Here is an 18,315-nt window from a genome sequence, read left to right as displayed (position 1 = left end):
AGCTGCTCGCTGTCGCTCATCGACCACACCGGCCGCTCACCCAACATCTCCATACCCCAGACCCTAGACACCGCCGCCGACAGTTGCCGGTCCGGGAGGCCCTTATTTGTAAGGGATTCCGAAGGTTGACCGAAATTGGATGCAGGCATCGGATCCGGACGAGTTGTCCACAACCCACCGCACCTGTGGACTCGCCAAGGGGGTAGCGAAGGCTGCGTCGCGCCCGGGGATGACGCTGCAGTTGGCCGGTGGGGGATCTCGGGGTGGAGGTGCTTGAAGACCGCGACGACGGTCGGAGGCCGGATGGTTTCGGGGCGTTGGTCCGGTCGATGGTGTCGACGCGTAGCTCGTGGAGGCCGTCCGACTGTTCGTGCGCGACGCACACCTGCGGCTTGTGGATGAGGATCCTGGGTTGGTTGGTACCCGACCGTCCGGCGGCCTGCCTGAGGTTCGAGCGCGCGCGAAGCCGCCGGGCGGGGCACTTGTCCGGAGGGGGCGTCATTATGGGGGAATGAGTGACAGTGCGGGTGTGGCGGCGGCGGTTGAGGCGTTGCGGCAGATCGGGTATTACCTGGAGCGGGATCGGCAGCCTACGCATCGGGTCAAGGCTTATCGGCGGGCGGCTGACACGATCGAGGGGTTGCCGGCGGCTGAGGTTCGGGCTCGGCGGCGGGCTGGAACTTTGACCGAGTTGCCGGGGATCGGGCCGAAGACGGAGGCCGTGATTCTCGAGGCGATGGACGGCGCGACGCCGTCGTACCTGACCAAGCTGGAGAGTGCGGCCGGGGAGCTGACTACGGCCGGTACCGGGATGCGGGCCGAGCTGAAGGCGGATCTGCATCTGCACTCGGACTGGTCCGACGGTGGGAGCCCGATCGAAGAGATGGCCCGTACTGCGGCAGCGCTCGGGCACCAGTACATGGCGCTGACGGATCACTCGCCCCGGCTCACCGTGGCCAACGGGCTGTCGCGGGAGCGGCGGTTGCAGCAGCTCGAGGTGGTTGCCGAGCTCAACAAGAAGCTCGGCGACGAGCTGGACGGGTTCACCATCCTGAACGGGATCGAGGTGGACATCCTCGACGACGGCTCGCTCGACTGTGACGTGGAGATCCTGGCCCGGCTCGACCTCGTGGTGGCCAGTGTGCACTCCAAGTTGCGGATGGCCTCGGAGCCGATGACCGAGCGGATGGTCCGGGCGATCGCGAACCCGCACGTCGACGTACTCGGCCACTGCACCGGGCGGCTGATCACCGGTGAGCGGGGGACGCGGCCGGAGTCGGAGTTCGACGCCGAGATCGTGTTCGAGGCCTGCAAGCAGTTCGGCACCGCGGTCGAGATCAACTCCCGCCCCGAACGCCTCGACCCGCCGAAGCGGTTGCTCTCGATGGCGGTCGAGACGGGCTGCAACTTCTCCATCGACACCGACGCGCACGCACCGGGCCAGCTGGACTGGCAGGTCTACGGCTGCGAGCGCGCCGAGGAATGCGGCGTCACTCCCGACGTCGTGATCAACACTTGGGACTCGTCCAAGCTTCTGGAATGGGCTGCATCATGAGCAATCTGGAGAAGGATCCGATCGAGGGCACCTGGGGTTGCGAGGACGTCGAGGGGCCGGTGCTCGAGCTGCTGGAGGCTCGGCCGGTCGTGCTCGGCCGCACGACCAAGGTGCGCAGGTTGTTGCCGAACAAGAATCGCCGGATGGTCGGGGCGTGGTGCTTCGTCGATCACTACGGGCCGGACGACCTGACCAAGCGCGTCGACTCGTACGACGTACCGGGTGATGCCGGGATGCTGGTGCCGCCGCATCCGCACACAAGTCTTCAGACGGTGAGCTGGTTGTTCGAGGGGGAGATCGAGCACCGCGACAGCGTCGGCTCGCACGCGATGGTCCGGCCGGGCGAGCTCAACATCATGACCGCCGGCAACGGCATCGCGCACTCCGAGGTGTCGCTGCCCAGCGCTCCACCCATGCTGCACGGAGCCCAGTTGTGGGTCGCCCTGCCTGACTCGGTCCGGACGACCACGCCGCCGGCGTTCAACGCGTACGCCGATCTGCCGAAGGTGACCCTGGAGGGAGCCGAGGTGACGGTGATGCTCGGCACGGTCGCTGGGATCACCTCGCCCGCGCCGGCGTACACGCCGCTGGTCGGAGCCGACGTACGGGTCGAGCCTGGGCGCACGATCGACCTGCCACTCACCCCGGAGTACGAGTACGCCGTACTGGTGGTCGACGGGAGTCTCGAGGTCGGCGAGCTGGCTCCTGGGTTCGGCGAGATGGCCTACCTCGGCACCGGGCGGGAGTCGATCGAGCTGGTTGCCTCGGACAGCGGTGTGCGGTTCCTCCTGCTCGGCGGCGAACCGTTCGAGGAGCAGCTCGTCATGTGGTGGAACTTCATCGGCCGCTCCCACGACGAGATCGTCGCCGCCCGCAACGACTGGATGGCCTCCATCGACGCCCGCGGCACTACTCGCTTCCCGGTCGTCCCCGGTTACGACGGCGACGCCCTCCCGGCGCCGGCCCTCCCCGCCATCCAGCTCAAACCGCGTCCACGCTCGCGGTGACCGGTGCCTCGAGCCTCCGGCGCCGGTAGTAGGCCCAGGTGAGCACCAGCAAGGCGGGGCCCCAGAGGTTGAGCGGGGCGTAGCAGGTGATCATCAGGGCAGCGGCGGCATCGCTGGAGAAGGGGAGGAACGAGTCGGTGAAGACGTCGCGGAAGCCGTAGGTCCAGATCCCGATCAGGGCGAGCGAGCCCAGGGTCGCGGGGATGATGGCCGCGTACGGCGCGACTCGGCGACCGCCGATGAAGGGGATCCAGCGGGGGGCCACCTCGCCCCAGGGTTTGACCAGGCCGAACGCCGTGAGCGCGACCGCCTCGGAGAACAAGCTCAGGCAGACGATGTAGACGGCTTCACCAGTGCTCTGCAAGGCGGCAGGCCGGCCATTGTCGTCGAGCATGCCCATCGAGAAGCCCGCCACCAACCCGAGACGCCACAGCCCCGACGGCAGGGTGAGGAACGGAATCACGTGTGCCAGACGCAGCGCCCAGCGCGGTACAGGTCGCTCTGTCATCGGCCGGCCTCCGAGCTGGTATGGCGGCGGGCAGCACGCGGCGGCCGAGCCAGCAGCGGCAGAGCCCCCGGCGGGAGAGACCCCGGCGGGAGAGGCCGCGGCGGCAGAGTCCGGGGAGGAGCTTCGACTGTTGTAGTCACCTGCCCAGCATTTCGCCGAGCGGACGCTGCGGACCTCACTCCGGCGGGGGATCGCCCTCCCCCGTCGGAGCGGAATCAGTCCGTTGTCAGTCGTCGCGCGCGTCGACGTCGCGGCGGATCCACGGCGAGAGCATGTAAACGACCAGCGAGAACGCGACCCCGAAGGGGGCGAAAGCGAAGGGGCACCACCGAAAATCTCGGTGGTGCCCCTCGGCGGGTCCGGCGGAAACTCAGGCGCCGGCGCCTTCCTGCTTGACTCCGGAGACCGCGGTCGGGTCGTCGATTCGGTACTTGCGAGCGGCCTCGGCGGCAACCTCCCGCTTGACGTCGCCGCGCTTGGCCAGGATCTCCAGGGCCGCGACGACGATCGACTCGGCGTCCACGTGGAAGTGGCGCCGGGCGGCGGCCCGGGTGTCGGCCAGGCCCCAGCCGTCGGTGCCGAGCGAGGTGTAGTCGTTCGGGACCCAGCGGGAGATCTGGTCCTGCACCGAGCGCATGAAGTCGCTGACCGCGACGACCGGGCCCTTGGTGTCCTTGAGCTGCTCGGTGATGAACGGCACCCGCTCGTCCTCGTCCGGGTGGAGCAGGTTGTGCTCCTCCGCGGCGACGGCCTCGCGACGCAGCTCGTTCCACGAGGTCACCGACCAGATGTCGGCGGCGACCGAGTACTCCTCGGCCAGGATCTCCTGCGCCTTGCGGACCCACGGCAACGCGACACCGGACGCGAGCAGCTGCACCCGCGGTACGTCGTCGCCCTGGGCCGTCGGGTACTCGCTGAAGCGGTACATGCCCTTCAGCAGGGCCGCGACGTCGAGGTTCTCCGGCTCGGCCGGCTGCGGGACCGGCTCGTTGTAGACCGTGAGGTAGTAGAAGACGTCCTCGCCGTACGGCTTGCTCTCGTCCAGCCCGTACCCGTACATCCGGCGCAGGCCGTCCTTGACGATGTGCGCCACCTCGTAGGCGAAGCCCGGGTCGTAGTGCACCGCGGCCGGGTTCGACGAGGCGAGCAGCGGGGAGTGCCCGTCGGCGTGCTGCAGACCCTCACCGGTCAGGGTGGTCCGGCCGGCGGTGGCGCCGATCAGGAAGCCCCGGCCGAGCTGGTCGCCGAGCGCCCAGAGCTGGTCGCCGGTCCGCTGGAACCCGAACATCGAGTAGAAGATGTAGAACGGGATCATCGGCTCGCCGTGCGTCGCGTACGCCGTACCGGCGGCGATCATCGAACCCATCGCGCCGGCCTCGCTGATGCCCTCGTGCAGCAGCTGGCCCTTCTCGGACTCCTTGTACGCGAGCAGCAGGGCGCGGTCGACCGACTCGTACGTCTGACCGTGCGGCGAGTAGATCTTCGCCGTCGGGAACATCGAGTCCATCCCGAAGGTCCGGTACTCGTCCGGCGCGATCGGCACGATCCGGTGCCCGATCTCCGGGTCCTTCATCAGGTCGCGGAAGAGCCGGACCAGGGCCATCGTGGTGGCCACCGGGGTCTTCTCGTTGCCCTTGCTGAGCGGCTTGTAGACGTCGTCACCAGGAAGCTTCAGCGTCTTCGGCCGGACCCGGCGCTCGGGCAGGAAGCCGCCCAGCTGCTTGCGCCGCTCCATCATGTACTGGTACTCCGGCGAATCGGTGCCGGGGTGGAAGTACGGCGGGTTGTAGGCGTCCTCGAGGTCCTTGTCCTCGATCGGCAGGTAGAGCCGGTCGCGGAACGCCTTCAGGTCGTCCGAGGTGAGCTTCTTCATCTGGTGGGTCGCGTTGCGGCCCTCCAGCGCCTCGATCGTCCAGCCCTTGATCGTCTGGGCCAGGATCACCGTCGGCTGGCCGACGTGCTCGGTCGCGCTCTTGAACGCCGCGTACACCTTGCGGTAGTCGTGACCGCCGCGGGGCAGCTTGCGCAGGTCCTCGTCGGACAGGTTGCGGACCATCGCCTGGAGCCGCTGGTCACCGCCGAAGAAGTTGTTCCGGATGTACTCCCCGGACTCGACGGAGTACGTCTGGAACTGGCCGTCCGGGGTGGTGTTCATCTTGTTCACCAGGGCACCGTCGTGGTCCTGCGCGAGCAGCGCGTCCCACTCCCGGCCCCAGATCACCTTGATGACGTTCCAGCCGGCGCCGCGGAAGTACGCCTCGAGCTCCTGGATCACCTTGCCGTTGCCGCGGACGGGACCGTCCAGCTGCTGCAGGTTGCAGTTGATCACGAAGGTGAGGTTGTCCAGCTCCTCGCGGGCGGCCAGGCCGATCGCGCCGAGCGACTCCGGCTCGCCCATCTCGCCGTCACCGAGGAACGCCCAGACGTGCTGCTGGCTGGTGTCCTTGATGCCGCGGTGGTGCAGGTACCGGTTGAAGCGCGCCTGGTAGATCGAGTCCAGCGCCGCCAGCCCCATGGAGACCGTCGGGTACTCCCAGAAGTCCGGCATCAGCCGGGGGTGCGGGTACGACGACAGGCCCTGGTGCGGGCCGCGGGAGACCTCCTGACGGAACCCGTCCAGCTGGTCCGAGGACAGCCGGCCCTCGAGGAAGGCGCGGGCGTACATACCGGGGGAGGCGTGACCCTGGATGAAGACCTGGTCGCCACCGCCCGGGTGGTCCTTGCCCCGGAAGAAGTGGTTGAAGCCGACCTCGTACAGGCTGGCGGCCGACTGGTAGGTGGCGATGTGACCGCCGACCTCCAGGCCCTTGCGGTTGGCCTTGCTCACCATCACGGCGGCGTTCCACCGGATGAAGGCGCGGATCCGCCGCTCGATGTGCTCGTCACCGGGGAACCACGGCTCGCGCTCGGGCGGGATCGAGTTGATGTAGTCCGTGCTCCGCAGCGCGGGCACACCCACCTGTCGCTCCCGGGCCCGCTCGATCAGCTTGAGCATCAGGTAGCGCGCTCGCGCCTTGCCGCGTTCGTCCAGCACGGCGTCGAGCGACTCGACCCATTCCCGAGTCTCGTCGGGGTCGATGTCGGGGAGCTGGGTCGGCATCCCCTCGGTGATGATGGCTGGTGGTTCGTGTCCGGAAGCCACGGTGTCCTGCCGTTCTGTCTAGTCGGTCCTACTTCTTGCAATCCTGTCACCTGACCGGAATGCGTTCTACTTCGCATCCACAACCTGCCCGGATCCGGCGTGAACCGCCGGTTCCCACCGGACACGGATAGTGTCCGACATGCGGATACCGGACACGCGGGAGAACCCTCGTGCATACTTGCGCGACGCGGTAGGCCACGATGGACTACTGCTACTGACGCCTACCCCCGGGCAAGCGGGGACGACGGAGGAGGACACGTGAGCGCGACCGCGGACCACGCGGACGGCAAGAGTGGCGAGCCGAACATGGCGAGCCGCCTCGGCTTAGAGAGCGGCACGGTCGTGCAGGAGCTCGGCTACGACGACGACTGTGACGATGCCTTCCGCGACGCCATCATGGAGCTCACCGGGGAGGAGTTCGTCGGTGACGACATGGACGACGTCGTCGACGTGGTGCTGCTCTGGTTCCGTGACGACGACGGGGATCTGGTGGACGCCCTGTTCGAGACCCTGACCGATCTGAAGACCGGTGGGATCGTCTGGCTGATGACCCCGAAGGTCGGACGCGAGGGCTATGTCGACGCCAGCGACATCGCCGAGGCGACCGAGACGGCCGGCCTGTCGACGACCAGCAGCCTGACCCCGACCGAGAACTGGTCGGCGACCAAGCTGGTGATGCCGAAGTCCCCGCGGGTCCGGAAGTGACACCGCGGTGACCGCTGCCGTCCCCCCGGTCGGCAGCGAGGCACCGGACTTCATCGCGCGGAACCAGCACGGCGAGCAGATCCGGCTCTCGGACTTCCGGGGTCGGCGCGACGTGGTGCTGGTGTTCTACCCGTACGCCTTCAGCCGGGTCTGCACGAGCGAGCTCGGCGCGCTCCGCGACCGGCCGGACCTGCTCGCCGGCGCGGAGTTCCTGGCGATCTCGTGCGACCCGATGTTCACGCTGCGCGCGTACGCCGAGTCGGAGCGGCTGGAATTCGGCCTGCTGAGCGATTTCTGGCCGCACGGGGCCACCGCTTCGGCGTACGGGGTGTTCGACGCGGACCGGGGGTGTGCGGGGCGCGGCACGTTCGTCGTGGACCGGGCGGGCGTGATCCGCTGGTCGGTCGTGAACCCGTACACCGAGTCCCGCGATCCGGACGACTATGCCGAGGCCCTGGCGAGCTTGCGCCGGGATCTCGGATAGACTCTGGCGCTCCGCCTGCAGGGCGGACCAGGGTGCTTAGCTCAGCGGTAGAGCGCTTCCCTTACAAGGAAGATGTCGGGGGTTCGATCCCCTCAGCACCCACACCTCGGACCCTTCGCGGGCCGTCGATTTTCACTCTCTGCGACCCGCCGATTTTCTTTACAATCGGCTGCCGGAACTGCCTCGGCCACGTCTCATTTCGACTGGTAGGGTTCACGCTCGTCGGATCACACGATGACGCACCGGGGCCGGTCGGTCATGGCGTCACCGGATCCGGCGCAACGGGGCCTGTTCTGTCGGTGTGAGAGCGAGACGGGTATGCCCTGAACCCGGCTCCGTCCAGTTGGGGAGGCACGTGTCCGTGGGTCGCCGACTGGCTGGCGCCTCTGCCGTCCCGGCCGCTTCGCGTCAGCCTGCCCGGGTTGCTGCCTCGGCTGCGACCGTCGCGGGGTGGGTGCGATGAGGAACGGTGTGGACCGGCCGGCGATCAGTACTGGCCCGGCGTTGATGATCCCCGCGGGTTACCCGCGCGATCTGCCGAGCGCACTCCTGCGGGCCGCCCGCGACTTCAGCACCTCCGGAGTGGTCGAGATCGGCCCGGACGGCCGCGAGACCCGCCTCGACTTCCCGACGCTCCTCGAGCTCGCCGCGCGGATCCTGGCCGGCCTGCGCGCCAACGGAGTACGGGCTGGTGACCCGGCCGTGGTGCACTGCACCGAGCCGGTCGGGTTCTTCGCCGCGTTCTGGGCTTGCACGTTGGGCGGCATCCGCCCGCTGCTGATGGCGCCCGCGCCCGAGGGCGACACCACCGAGGAGGGCCGCGAGCGGCTCCGCAAGGTGACGGACCTGCTCGGCTGGACAGTGCTGATCGGGCGGCCCTCGGACCTGCCGAACGACCTCGGCCTGCCGGTGCTCGACCCGGACGCCCTCGCCGGGCACGAGCCGACCTCGGAGTTCCACCGGCCGGCGGCGGACGACGTCGCAGTACTGATGATGACCTCCGGCACCACCACCGGTACGCCGAAGATCATCCAGCTGACCCATCGCGGTCTGGTGGAGTTCGCGGCCGGTACTCCGGCGATGCTCCCCGTGCGGCCCGGTCAGACGACGCTCAACTGGCTGCCGCTGGACCAGAGCGGCGCGTTCCTGCTCTACCATCTGCTGCCGGTCTTCACAGGCTGCACGAACATCCACGTGGCCACCGACTGGGTGCTCGCGAACCCGCTGCGCTGGCTCGACCTGATGGACCAGCACCGGGTGAACCACTCGTGGTCGCCGAACTTCGGCTACCGGCTCGCGGCCGCCGCCATCGCGGGGGAGCCCGATCGGCACTGGGACCTGTCCGCGCTGCGGAGCCTGGTCAGCGGTGGCGAGCAGATCACCGTGCCCGTGATGAGCGAGTTCCTCCGGCTGACGAACCGCTTCGGCGTCGTGCCGGAGACGTTCGTCGCGGCGTGGGGAATGACCGAGACCGTCACCGGGATCACCTTTGCCCGGCCCGGGTTGACGCCGAACGTGCACCGGGTCCGGATTCCCCCGACCGGGGTGGTGGAGTGGGTCGACCAGCGGACTCCCGCCAGCGGGAAGGTCGCCGTCGCGCGGCCGGGGAAGACCCGGGCCGATGCGCCCGGAGTACTGAGTCTGGTGTCCGTAGGTGCGCCTGCGCCGGGAGCCACCGTACGGATCGTGGGACCCAACGGCGCCGTGCTGCCGGAAGGCCGTATCGGGCAGTTGCAGATCGCGTCCGCGCGGGTGACTCCGGGGTATCTCGGGAATCCTGAGGCGGATCGGGCCGCCTTCCCGGCGGGGAACTGGCCGGCGCGGAAGTGGTTGTCGACTGGCGACCAGGGGTTCATCTCGGGCGGCCAGGTCGTCATCACCGGCCGCGATAGCGACCGCTTGATCGTGAACGGCCAGAACTACTACGCCCACGACATCGAGGCGATCGCGGCGACCGCCCCCGGGGCTGTGGCAGGTCTGGTCGCTGTCTGTGGAGTAGCGGACCTGGAGTCGGGCACCGATCGCCTGGTGCTTTTCTACGCCCTAGACCCGGCAGACTCTGGTCCCGTCGCCGCGACCACTGAGGCGATCCGGGCTGTCGTTCTCGATCGCCTGGGCTTCGACGCGCAGGTGGTCGCAGTACCGCGCAGGCACTTCCCGACGACTCCCGGCGGCAAGATCCTCCGCCCGCTCCTCAAGCAACGCTGGCTGGACGGCACGCTCGAGACCGCCCCGGGCCCCTACAACTCCCCGTACGGCGAACCCGTACGCCCGGGCGCCACCCCGATCCCCGACACCTTCGACGAGGACCCCAGCGAGCGAACCACCGAACTCCCGGTGATCCGCCTGGCCTGGCGCCGCAGCATCACCGACTCCATCCCCCATCCCCCCGAACGCCCCACCCTGGGCGCCAACCGCCACCCGGATCCCCAGGCCGAGCTCGTCCCCGACGTAGATCCAGACGTCACGGCGATCCCCGTCGAAACCTCCGAGGTCGCTGAGGCACCGTCCTCCGCAGACACGACAACCTCACCAGAGGCTTCGACCGCCGCAGATCCATTGGCCGGCGACGCACCAGCCACCGCCGACGAGCACACTCCCAGCGACACTGGCGCCGTCGACGCGGAGGAGACGGCCCCGGACGCCCCTGACGGCGCCTTCTTCAACAGCTCCGCCTTCGCCACGCAGCATCCCTCCTCCTCCGCCACCGATCGCCCCGCCTTCACGCCCGCCACGGTAAACGCCGAAGCGGACGCAACTGCAGCCCCAGCGCCCTCCTCTGCAGCAGCCGTCACCGCGCTTGACGAGGCCGGCGAGGACGCAGCCACTCAAGCCGAGGAGGATGCCGCCCCGGAGGCTGGAGCGGATACGGCCGTGGATGCTGCCGCAGACGCTGAGCAGTCACCTGCCGCGAGCGCAGAGGCTGACCGAGCCTCGAGCTCGCAGGCCGACGCCCCAAGCGCAGACGCAACCGCGAAGGCCGAGTCAGCGGCAACCGAGGCGAAGCCGGACCAGGCTGCGACCCCGCAGGACGACACCGCCACCGCAGCGCCCGCCACCAGCGCAGAGCTCGTCGACACCGCCACAACGGCAGAGCCCGCCACCACCTCGGAGCCCGCCACCACCGCGGAGCTCGTCGACACCGCGGACCAGGGCGCGGAGCCGGATTCCGACGAGGTAGATCTCGCCGCGGAGGTCGAGCAGTCGCCCGTCACCGCGACCAACGCCGACGGCGACGCAGTACCGGAGGCGGCAGCCGCCAAGTCAGAGGCCGCCGAGAGCGCCGACGAGACTCCCGGGACCGCCGCCGCGGGTACGGACGAGGTTGTGGAGTCGTCTGCGGACGCTTCCACAGCTGGCGTCGGGGAGGCTGCCGAGCCGGCGCCTACTGACGCCGAAGACCTTGCAGCACCCGCACCAGACGCTGCACTCGCGGAGTCATCAGACGCTGCACTCGCGGAGTCATCAGACGCCGCCGACACGGAGGCAGCAGACGCCGCCGACACGGAGCCGTCAGACGGTACGGTCCCGGAGGCTGCGGAGGCTGCGGAGGCTGCGGAGGCTGCGGAGGCCGACGAGCCAGCTGGCGCGGGTGAACAGGCTGATGAGGTTGCGGCGCCGGTGGCCGGCATCGCGACCCCGGAGGTTGACGCCGCCGCGGAGGTCGATGAGGGCACCGGGCTGGCGGCTGCTGAGGCGGGCTCGGATTCGGGCGAGGACGTGGAGTCGGCAGTTGTGCGGGCCGGCGCGGATGACGTCGAGGACGTGGAGTCGGCGCTCGTCGACGCCGACGCGGCTGGCGCCGAGGAAGGTGCGGCGTCGGAGGTTGACGCGGAGGTCGCTGAGGGCGTGGAGCAGGCGGCCGACACCACTGGTGCGGAATCGGGCGAGCTGGTCGAGCCGCAGCCGGATGCTCCGGGTGCCGACGCTTCCGATGCTATCGAGTCAGTGGCGGCGCACGTGGAGGCGGCCGAGCTTGAGGTGTCGGCATCAGATGCCGCAGACGCCGGGGCGCAGGTGCCGGATGCTGCGGTCGCGGTTTCTGACGAAGGCAGTGAGCTGACGGCTGACGGCGAGGGCGTGGATCTTCCAGCTTCCGCCGAAGCTGCGCCTGCGCAGGCTGATGATGATGCGGTGTCGGACGCGGAGGCCGCTTCGGCGGATGCGCGGGCTGGCGAGGTTGTGCTGCCCGAGGTCGCGGACGCTCCTGCGGAGGAGCGGGCCGGTGACGACGCGGCCGCGGAGGCTGAGGCGGCGTCCGCCGAGGCGCTGCCTGGAGTAGCCCAGGCTGATGGGCGGGTTGCGGAGGGTGTTGCTGCCGGGGGTGGCGAGCAGACGGTTGCTGGTGCGGTGCTGGAGGCGGCTGAAGGTGCGGCTGACCTTCGGGTCGTGGAGGGGGTCGGCGCCGAGGGGAGTGCCCCGCGTGCTGAACGTGGAGTGGCCGAGAAGCCTGCCGCTAAGGGAAAGAAGAAGGGTGGGAAAGCGGCCAAGGGGGCGGTGGCGGAGCCGGTGGCTGTGGTGGGGCTGGCTGCCAGGTTCCCGGGCGCTGGGTCGTTGGAGGAGTTCTGGGACAACCTCGTGGGTGGGGTTGAGAGTCTTCGGCGGTTTGGGCCCGAGGAGCTCGCCGGTGGGGACCAGGCGTTCGGGGACGAGGAGCTTGTCGCGGTCAGTGGGGCTTTGGATGACGTGGAGTCGTTCGATGCCGCGTTCTTCGGGCTGAGTGACCGGGAGGCGGAGCTGACGGATCCGGCGCAGCGGCTGTTCCTCGAGGTTTGCCAGCACGCGCTGGAGCACGGCGGGTACGCCGGTGCCAGCGGCCGGATCGGTGTGTTCGCCGGGTCCGGGATGAACCTCTACACCCAGCAGAACCAGCCGCCGGATTCCCTCGCAACCCGGGTCGCCTATCGCCTCGGATTGACCGGCCCGGCGATCGGAGTACAGGCGGCCTGGTCGTCTTCGTTGGTGGCGGTTCACCTCGCCTGCCAGGCGTTGCGGAGTGGGGACGCGGACCTCGCGCTGGCGGGTGCGGCCGCAGTACATGTGCCTCAGGCAACGGGTTATCACGCGAGTCCGGAGTCGATCCTGTCGCCGAGCGGACAAGTCCGGGCGTTCGACGCCGAGGCGGACGGCACAGTTGGCGGGAACGGTGTCGCGGCGGTGCTGCTGAAGCGGCTCGACCAGGCGGTGGCCGACGGCGACACCGTGTACGCCGTGATCAAGGGCTCCGCCGTCACGAACGGCACCGCGGCCAACAGCGAGCCGGGCCAGCAAGGCCAGGCCGAGCTGATCGAGCGTGCGCTGGAGCAGGCAGGTGTGCCGGCCGAATCGCTGAGCTATATCGAGGCCAACGCGACCGGCACGGCCGCGGACGACTCGGCCGAGTTCCGCGCGCTCGCCACGGCTCTGCGCCGGCACACGGACAAGGTCGGGTTCTGCACGATCGGTTCGGTCAAGCCCAACATCGGGCATCTGGACAGCGCCGCGGGCATGGCAGGTCTGATCAAGACCGTGCTGATGTTGCAGCACCGCATGCTCGTCCCGACGATCAACTACCGCAAGCCCAACCCCGCGCTCCCGCTGGCCGGCAGCCCGTTCGTGATCGGGACCGAGGTCCGCGACTGGGAAGCCGGTACGCCGTTGCGCGCGGGCGTCAGCGCACTCGATGCCGGGGGCACCATTGCGCACGTCATCCTGGAGGAGCCGCCGCGGCAGATCCGGCGCGGCGACGACGGCCCGGTGGTACTGCCGATCTCGGCACCCGAGCCGCACGCCCTCGCCGAACTGGCCGAGCTGTTCCGCGCCGAGCTCGAGCACGGCACCGGCCACCGCCTGATCGACCTCGCCGGTACTGCGTCGATCGGTCGCCCGGCGCATCGTCATCGCCTCGCCGTCGCGGGTTCCTCCGAGAACGAGTTGGCCGAGGCCCTAGCCACTGCGCTCGCGGTAGAGGTGCCTCGTGGTGGACCCGGCCCGCTCGGATTCGCCTTCACCGGTCAAGGCGCGGCTCGCCGGGGAATGGCCGCTGGTCTCGCCTCCCGGTTCCCCGTGTTCCGCCAGGTGCTCGACGAGTGCGACAAGGTCTACGAGGAGGAGTTCGGCGGGAGCCTGCTCGAGCTCCTGCTGACCCCCGCTGGTCCGTCGGAAGGCGTCTGGCCGACCGAGACCGCGCAGCCCGCGTTGTTCGCGTTCGAGTTGGCTCTCGCGCGGCTCTGGCAGTCCTTCGGCGTGCAGCCTGCCCTGGTGGTCGGCCACAGCGTCGGGGAGTACGCCGCACTCTGCGTGGCGGGTGCCCTCTCGCTGGCAGACGGCGTACGCCTGACCGCACAGCGCGGAGTACTCATCCAGCGCGGAACCGTCCCGGGCGCGATGGTCGCAGTACGGGCGGACGCCGATCGCGTGCGGGAGCTGGCCCAGACGCCGGGCGTGGAGATTGCCGCCGGCAACGGCCCGCAGTCGTTCGTGCTGACCGGGACCGAGGTGATCGTCGGGCAGCTCGCCGAGCAGCTCGATCGCCTCGAGCTCAAGTGGCAGCGGCTGGACGTCGATCGCGCGTTCCACAGCTCGCTGGTCGATCCGATCCTGGCGGACTTCGCCGAGGTGGTCGCGCAGATCAAGCTCAAGCCGCTGCGGATGCCGATGGTGTCGAGCTGGTCGGGTGAGCTGCTCGAGAGCGGTACTGCGCTCGACGGCGACTACCTGGTCGGGCAGCTCCGTCAGCCGGTGTTGTTCGGCGATGCCGTCGAGGCGTTGACCGCGGCCGGGTGCCGGCGATTCCTCGAGCTCGGGCCGGACGCCGTACTGAGTCCTGCCGGTCGCCGCATCGCGCCGAACAGCACGTGGATCCCGACGCAGCGCCTCGGCCAGGACCCGGTGCTCGCGACGATGAACGGGCTGGCCGAACTGTTCCAGCAGGGCACCGAGATCACCTGGGCGCGGGTTTATCCGGAGAGCGGCCGGGTTCCGTTGCCGACGTACCCGTTCCGCCGGGTGCACCACCCGGTCGACCCCGCGTCCCTGCGCCCGGTGGCACGGACTCAGTCGCCGGTCGTCGAGAACCGCCCGATCGAGCGGAGCGGGGCGGCGCTGAAGAAGATCCCGCTGGATCCGCCTGCCTCCAACAGCGTCGTCGCGCCGCCGGTCGAGCAGGGCGAGGTACACGACTCGTCGCCGTTCGCGATCCCGGCCGAGGACGGCACTGACGGGCGCGGGCCGCAGCAAGCTGAAGAGATGGTCGCAGCCGTCGATGGTCCTGCCACGAACGATGCTGCAGGCAACGGCGTCGTCAACGGTGCTGGTGGCAACGGCTGCGTCAACGGTGCTGGTGGCAACGGTGTTGTGAATGGGGTCGCCGGCAACGGTGTGGCGAACGGTGCTGCTGGCAACGGCATTGCCGAGCTGCTGGCCGACGACCGTGTGCAGATGCTGCCCGGTTCGAAGACCTCTGCGGCAGACGACGCGGCGGTGCAGAGGGCTGCGGAAGCGCTGCTGGATGTCGAGTACCTGCGGATGGTGCCTGTCGCCGCCGGTACTGCGAAGAGCGCGGTGGCTGAAGTGGACGCTGAGCTGACCGATGGAGCAGCCGAAGACCAGGCAGAGCCGACGGTCGTTAGTGCAGTGCTGCCGGTTGATGCGGCGCTGAGTGCGGCTGAAAGGTACCGGGAGTCGCTGGAGGTCATGCTTGATCTGACCGGAGAGCAGCTCGGCCTGGATCCGTATGACCTGACCGTGGATCACACCTTCGTCGAGCTCGGCGCGGACTCGTTGTCGATGCTGCGGGTGGTCGAGGAGGTCGGGCAGCGGTTCGACGTCGAGCTGGCCGTCAGCGAGCTCTTCGAGGAGCTGAACACCCCGCACAAGCTCGCCTCGGCGATTGCGTCGCGCAACGTTCCCGGCGGCGAGGTGGATCCGCTCGATCTGGTGCGCACGACGACACCCGACAGGCCGCAACAGACAACAGAAGCCGCGGAGACCGAGGCGGTGCAGGTTGTTGCGCCGCAGAAGGTCGACGAGCCGGCAGCGGCAAAGACCGAGCGGGTGCCGGCTGAGGAGGTGACGCGGGACCCGCGGGCGGTGCTGGCTGTCCTCGGATCCGGTCTGGCCGAGTTGGCGGCGAAGGTCGATGCAGCGGCGGCTGCGACCAGTGAAGCGGAACTTCCCGGCTCGGGCATGGCGGCGTTGATGTCGCAGCAGTTGCGGGTGGCCGGCCAGTTGGTCGACGGCGTCACCAAGCTGATGCAAGAACAACTTGCTCTCCTCAACGACTCCACCTCCAAGACCGCAGAGGTCAGCCCGGTAGCGGAAGCACCCGCGCCGCTCGTGCCCGACGCGAAACCCGACCCAAAGCCCGAGACCAAGGCCCAGGCGAAGGCCGAGCCGCAGCCGGCCGAAGTACAGCCCGAGGCGAAGGCGACCGCAGTACAGCCCGAGGCGAAGGCGACCGCAGTACAGCCCGAGCCCAAGCCGACCGCAGCACAGGCGGCCGAAAAGCAGGCGGCTGAAAAGCAGGCGGCCGAAGTGCAGGCGAAGGCGGACGCCGAGGCCAAGGTGGAGGCTGAGAAGGCCAAGCGGGGCAGGGATCTGGAGTTCTGGCGGACCGTGCTCGACGGCGCGCAGCCGCTGGTGCTGCCGACCGATCGACCGCGCCCGGCCGCGAGTGACGCGCTCGCCTCAACCGTGCATCACCTGGATGCCGGCCTCGGCGACGCCGTGTTCGCCTTCAGTCGCGACCGCCGCGTCAGCCCCCTGATGACTATGCTCGCCGCCGTCGGAACCGTGCTCGCCCGCTTCGCCGCGCAGGACGACATCACCGTCGGCACGGCCGCCCTCCGCCGTGCGGGCGAGACCACAAGCCAGCACTCGCTGCCTCTCCGCCTCGACCTGTCCGGCGAGCCGGATCTCGGAGAGCTGGCGCAGCGCGTCCGCGAGACCACCACGGCCGCGTTCGACCATGCGACGGTGGACCTCGCCGTACTCGAGCAGGACCCGCTCTTCCGGGTGATCGTCGAGTTCGAGGCCGGCGACGAGCAGCTCGCGCCCGGGCTCGACCTGCGCTTCCGGCTAGAGCAACACGGCGACGGCATCACCTGTACCGCGGACTACCACGCCGGGCTGTTCGACGAGAGCACGATCCGCCGGTTCCTCGACTACCTGGAAACCGTACTGCGGCGCGCGATCGCCGAGCCCAGGCGATCCCTGCCCGAGCTGATGCTGCCGATCGAGTCGGACCAGGAGGCGCTCCGCGAGCTCGAGGGCGAGGCGCCGCAGACGGTCCAGACCAGCCGGGTACGCCGGAACGCCGTGGTGGCGGGTGAGCTGAGCGGCCTGCACACGTTGTTCGAGCAGCAGGTGGCCCGCACCCCTGACGCGATCGCCCTGATCCAAGGGGATCGCGAGATCACCTACGCCGAGCTGGACCGCCGGTCGAACGCGATCGCCTGGCAGCTCGTGGATCTCGGCGTGAAGCCGGGGCAGCTCGTCGCAGTACGGGTGTCCCGGGGCGCCGAGCTCGTGGTCGGCGTACTGGCGGTGCTGAAGTCGGGCGCGGCGTATCTCCCGCTGGACGCCGGGGAGCCGGAGTCGCGGTGGGCCTTCATGACGGCCGACGCCGGGGCGGTCGCTCTGGTCGGGGACGACGCGGCGCTGGCGGATCGCCTTGGCCTGCGGCTCGTACCGGTGGCTGCAGTGGACGGAGATCCGCGTGCCAAGCAGGCTCCGCCGGTCCGGTCGGCGGCTGGTGACATTGCCTACTGCATCTACACGTCCGGCGCCACCGGCAACCCGAAGGGCGTCGCGGTCCCGCATCGCGGCCCGGTCAACCTGGTCCGGCAGTACCTGCGGACCCGTCGCTCACTGCGCACGCTGCAGTGGACGTCGTTCGGGTTCGACGTCCACGTGCAGGAGATGTTCACCGCTCTCTCCTCGGGGGCCGCGCTGGTGCTGACCGGCGAGGACGACCGGTACGACCCGGATGCCGTGGTCGCGGCGCTGGTGCAGCACCAGGTGGAGCGGCTGTTCATGGCGTTCACCCCGCTCACCGCGTTGCTCGCGACGATGCGGAAACTGCCGGAACTGCCCGCGCTGCGGGAGATCGTGGCCGGCGGCGAGGCGATGGTGCTGACCCACAAGATCCGGGACTTCCTGGCCGCGCATCCGGACTGCACGCTCTACAACGAGTACGGCCCGACCGAGGCGTCGGTGGTCACTACGATCCACCAGGTCGACCCGACGGAGGACCGGCCGTCGATCGGTCGCCCCATCGACGGCGTGGTGGTCCGGCTGCTCGACGAGGCGTTGCGCCCGGTACCGGTCGGGGCGGTCGGTGAGATCCACCTGGGTGGCGTGGCCGTTGCGCACGGCTACCTCGGCCGGCCGGACGAGACCGAGGCGGCGTTCGTGCCCGACCCGGCGCATCCGGGCGGACGGCTTTACCGCAGCCGCGATCTCGGGCGCTGGCGGACCGACGGCTCGCTGGACTATCTCGGGCGCGCGGACGACCAGGTGAAGATCCGCGGCCATCGGGTGGAGCCGGGAGAGACCGAGCACGTGCTCGCCGATCTACCCGGTGTCATCGACGCGGTCGTGGTCGCCTGCGCCGATCCGGCCGGGGACACTTGCCTGCTCGGATACGTCGTACTGGAGGACAGCGATCCCGCAGTACTGGCGCGGCTTCTGCTGGACTTGACCAAGGAGTTGCCGATCTACCTGGTCCCGGCCGACCTGATCCCGGTCGAGGACCTACCGCTGGACGCCAACGGCAAGCTCGACCGCACCCAACTGCCGGACCCGGAGTGGCTGAAGGACTAGCGCCCGCCCATCTGGGATCGCCGCGCCTGCGTGGGCGTGTCACCGCAGTACTTCGGTTCTGCACCGTGGACGGGGGTCAGATGTCCAGTGGCAGCCCTCCCGCAGCCACCG

General features: G+C 69.5%; 7 protein-coding genes and 1 tRNA gene. 6 read left to right on the top strand and 2 right to left on the bottom strand.

Annotated elements, in window-relative coordinates; translation table 11 throughout:
* Window positions 1-511 precede the first annotated feature (511 nt).
* A complete protein-coding gene (locus EV644_RS08760) occupies window positions 512-1,555 on the top strand; it encodes a PHP domain-containing protein (protein WP_132187683.1) in 1,044 nt (347 codons plus the stop codon).
* Entirely contained in the window at window positions 1,552-2,562 is a 1,011-nt protein-coding gene (locus EV644_RS08755) for a pirin family protein (protein WP_132187684.1), read from the top strand. Before EV644_RS08760 ends, EV644_RS08755 begins: the two co-directional genes overlap by 4 nt.
* Here the strand turns inward: EV644_RS08755 and EV644_RS08750 are convergent.
* Complete coding sequence (locus EV644_RS08750; protein ID WP_132187685.1) at window positions 2,537-3,070, bottom strand: hypothetical protein; 534 nt, start codon at window positions 3,068-3,070, stop codon at window positions 2,537-2,539. The two genes, EV644_RS08755 and EV644_RS08750, sit on opposite strands and share 26 nt — an antisense overlap.
* Before the next feature lie 370 nt (window positions 3,071-3,440).
* Window positions 3,441-6,170: a pyruvate dehydrogenase (acetyl-transferring), homodimeric type gene (gene aceE / locus EV644_RS08745; protein WP_241998070.1), complete on the bottom strand. Its 2,730-nt coding sequence runs from the start codon at window positions 6,168-6,170 to the stop codon at window positions 3,441-3,443.
* Between the two features lie 300 nt (window positions 6,171-6,470).
* On the opposite strand from aceE, the gene EV644_RS08740 reads away from it, so the two are divergent.
* The 4 genes from EV644_RS08740 to EV644_RS08725 all read left to right on the top strand — a co-directional run bounded on the left by EV644_RS08740 (window position 6,471) and on the right by EV644_RS08725 (window position 18,204).
* Entirely contained in the window at window positions 6,471-6,917 is a 447-nt protein-coding gene (locus EV644_RS08740) for a DUF3052 domain-containing protein (RefSeq protein ID WP_132187687.1), read from the top strand.
* A gap of 7 nt (window positions 6,918-6,924) precedes the next feature.
* Window positions 6,925-7,401, top strand: coding sequence for a peroxiredoxin (locus EV644_RS08735; RefSeq protein ID WP_132187688.1), 477 nt, complete (start codon window positions 6,925-6,927; stop codon window positions 7,399-7,401).
* A gap of 30 nt (window positions 7,402-7,431) precedes the next feature.
* A tRNA-Val gene (locus tag EV644_RS08730) sits at window positions 7,432-7,503 on the top strand.
* 357 nt (window positions 7,504-7,860) lie between these two features.
* Window positions 7,861-18,204, top strand: a complete 10,344-nt coding sequence (locus EV644_RS08725; RefSeq protein WP_132187689.1) for a non-ribosomal peptide synthetase/type I polyketide synthase — start codon at window positions 7,861-7,863, stop codon at window positions 18,202-18,204.
* The last annotated feature ends 111 nt before the right edge of the window (window positions 18,205-18,315 follow it).

The organism is Kribbella orskensis, assembly GCF_004342085.1.
Lineage (GTDB): Bacteria > Actinomycetota > Actinomycetes > Propionibacteriales > Kribbellaceae > Kribbella > Kribbella orskensis.
The sequence above is the reverse complement of the archived record's forward strand: the minus strand, read 5'-3'. Positions and strand labels throughout refer to the sequence as shown.

Excerpts from the sequence above, each read along its gene's own strand:
- EV644_RS08760 (WP_132187683.1), top strand. The coding sequence starts at position 512 with ATGAGTGACAGTGCGGGTGTGGCGGCGGCGGTTGAGGCGTTGCGGCAG.
- EV644_RS08725 (WP_132187689.1), top strand. The coding sequence starts at position 7,861 with ATGAGGAACGGTGTGGACCGGCCGGCGATCAGTACTGGCCCGGCGTTG.
- EV644_RS08750 (WP_132187685.1), bottom strand. The coding sequence starts at position 3,070 with ATGACAGAGCGACCTGTACCGCGCTGGGCGCTGCGTCTGGCACACGTG.
- aceE (WP_241998070.1), bottom strand. The coding sequence starts at position 6,170 with ATGCCGACCCAGCTCCCCGACATCGACCCCGACGAGACTCGGGAATGG.
- EV644_RS08755 (WP_132187684.1), top strand. The coding sequence starts at position 1,552 with ATGAGCAATCTGGAGAAGGATCCGATCGAGGGCACCTGGGGTTGCGAG.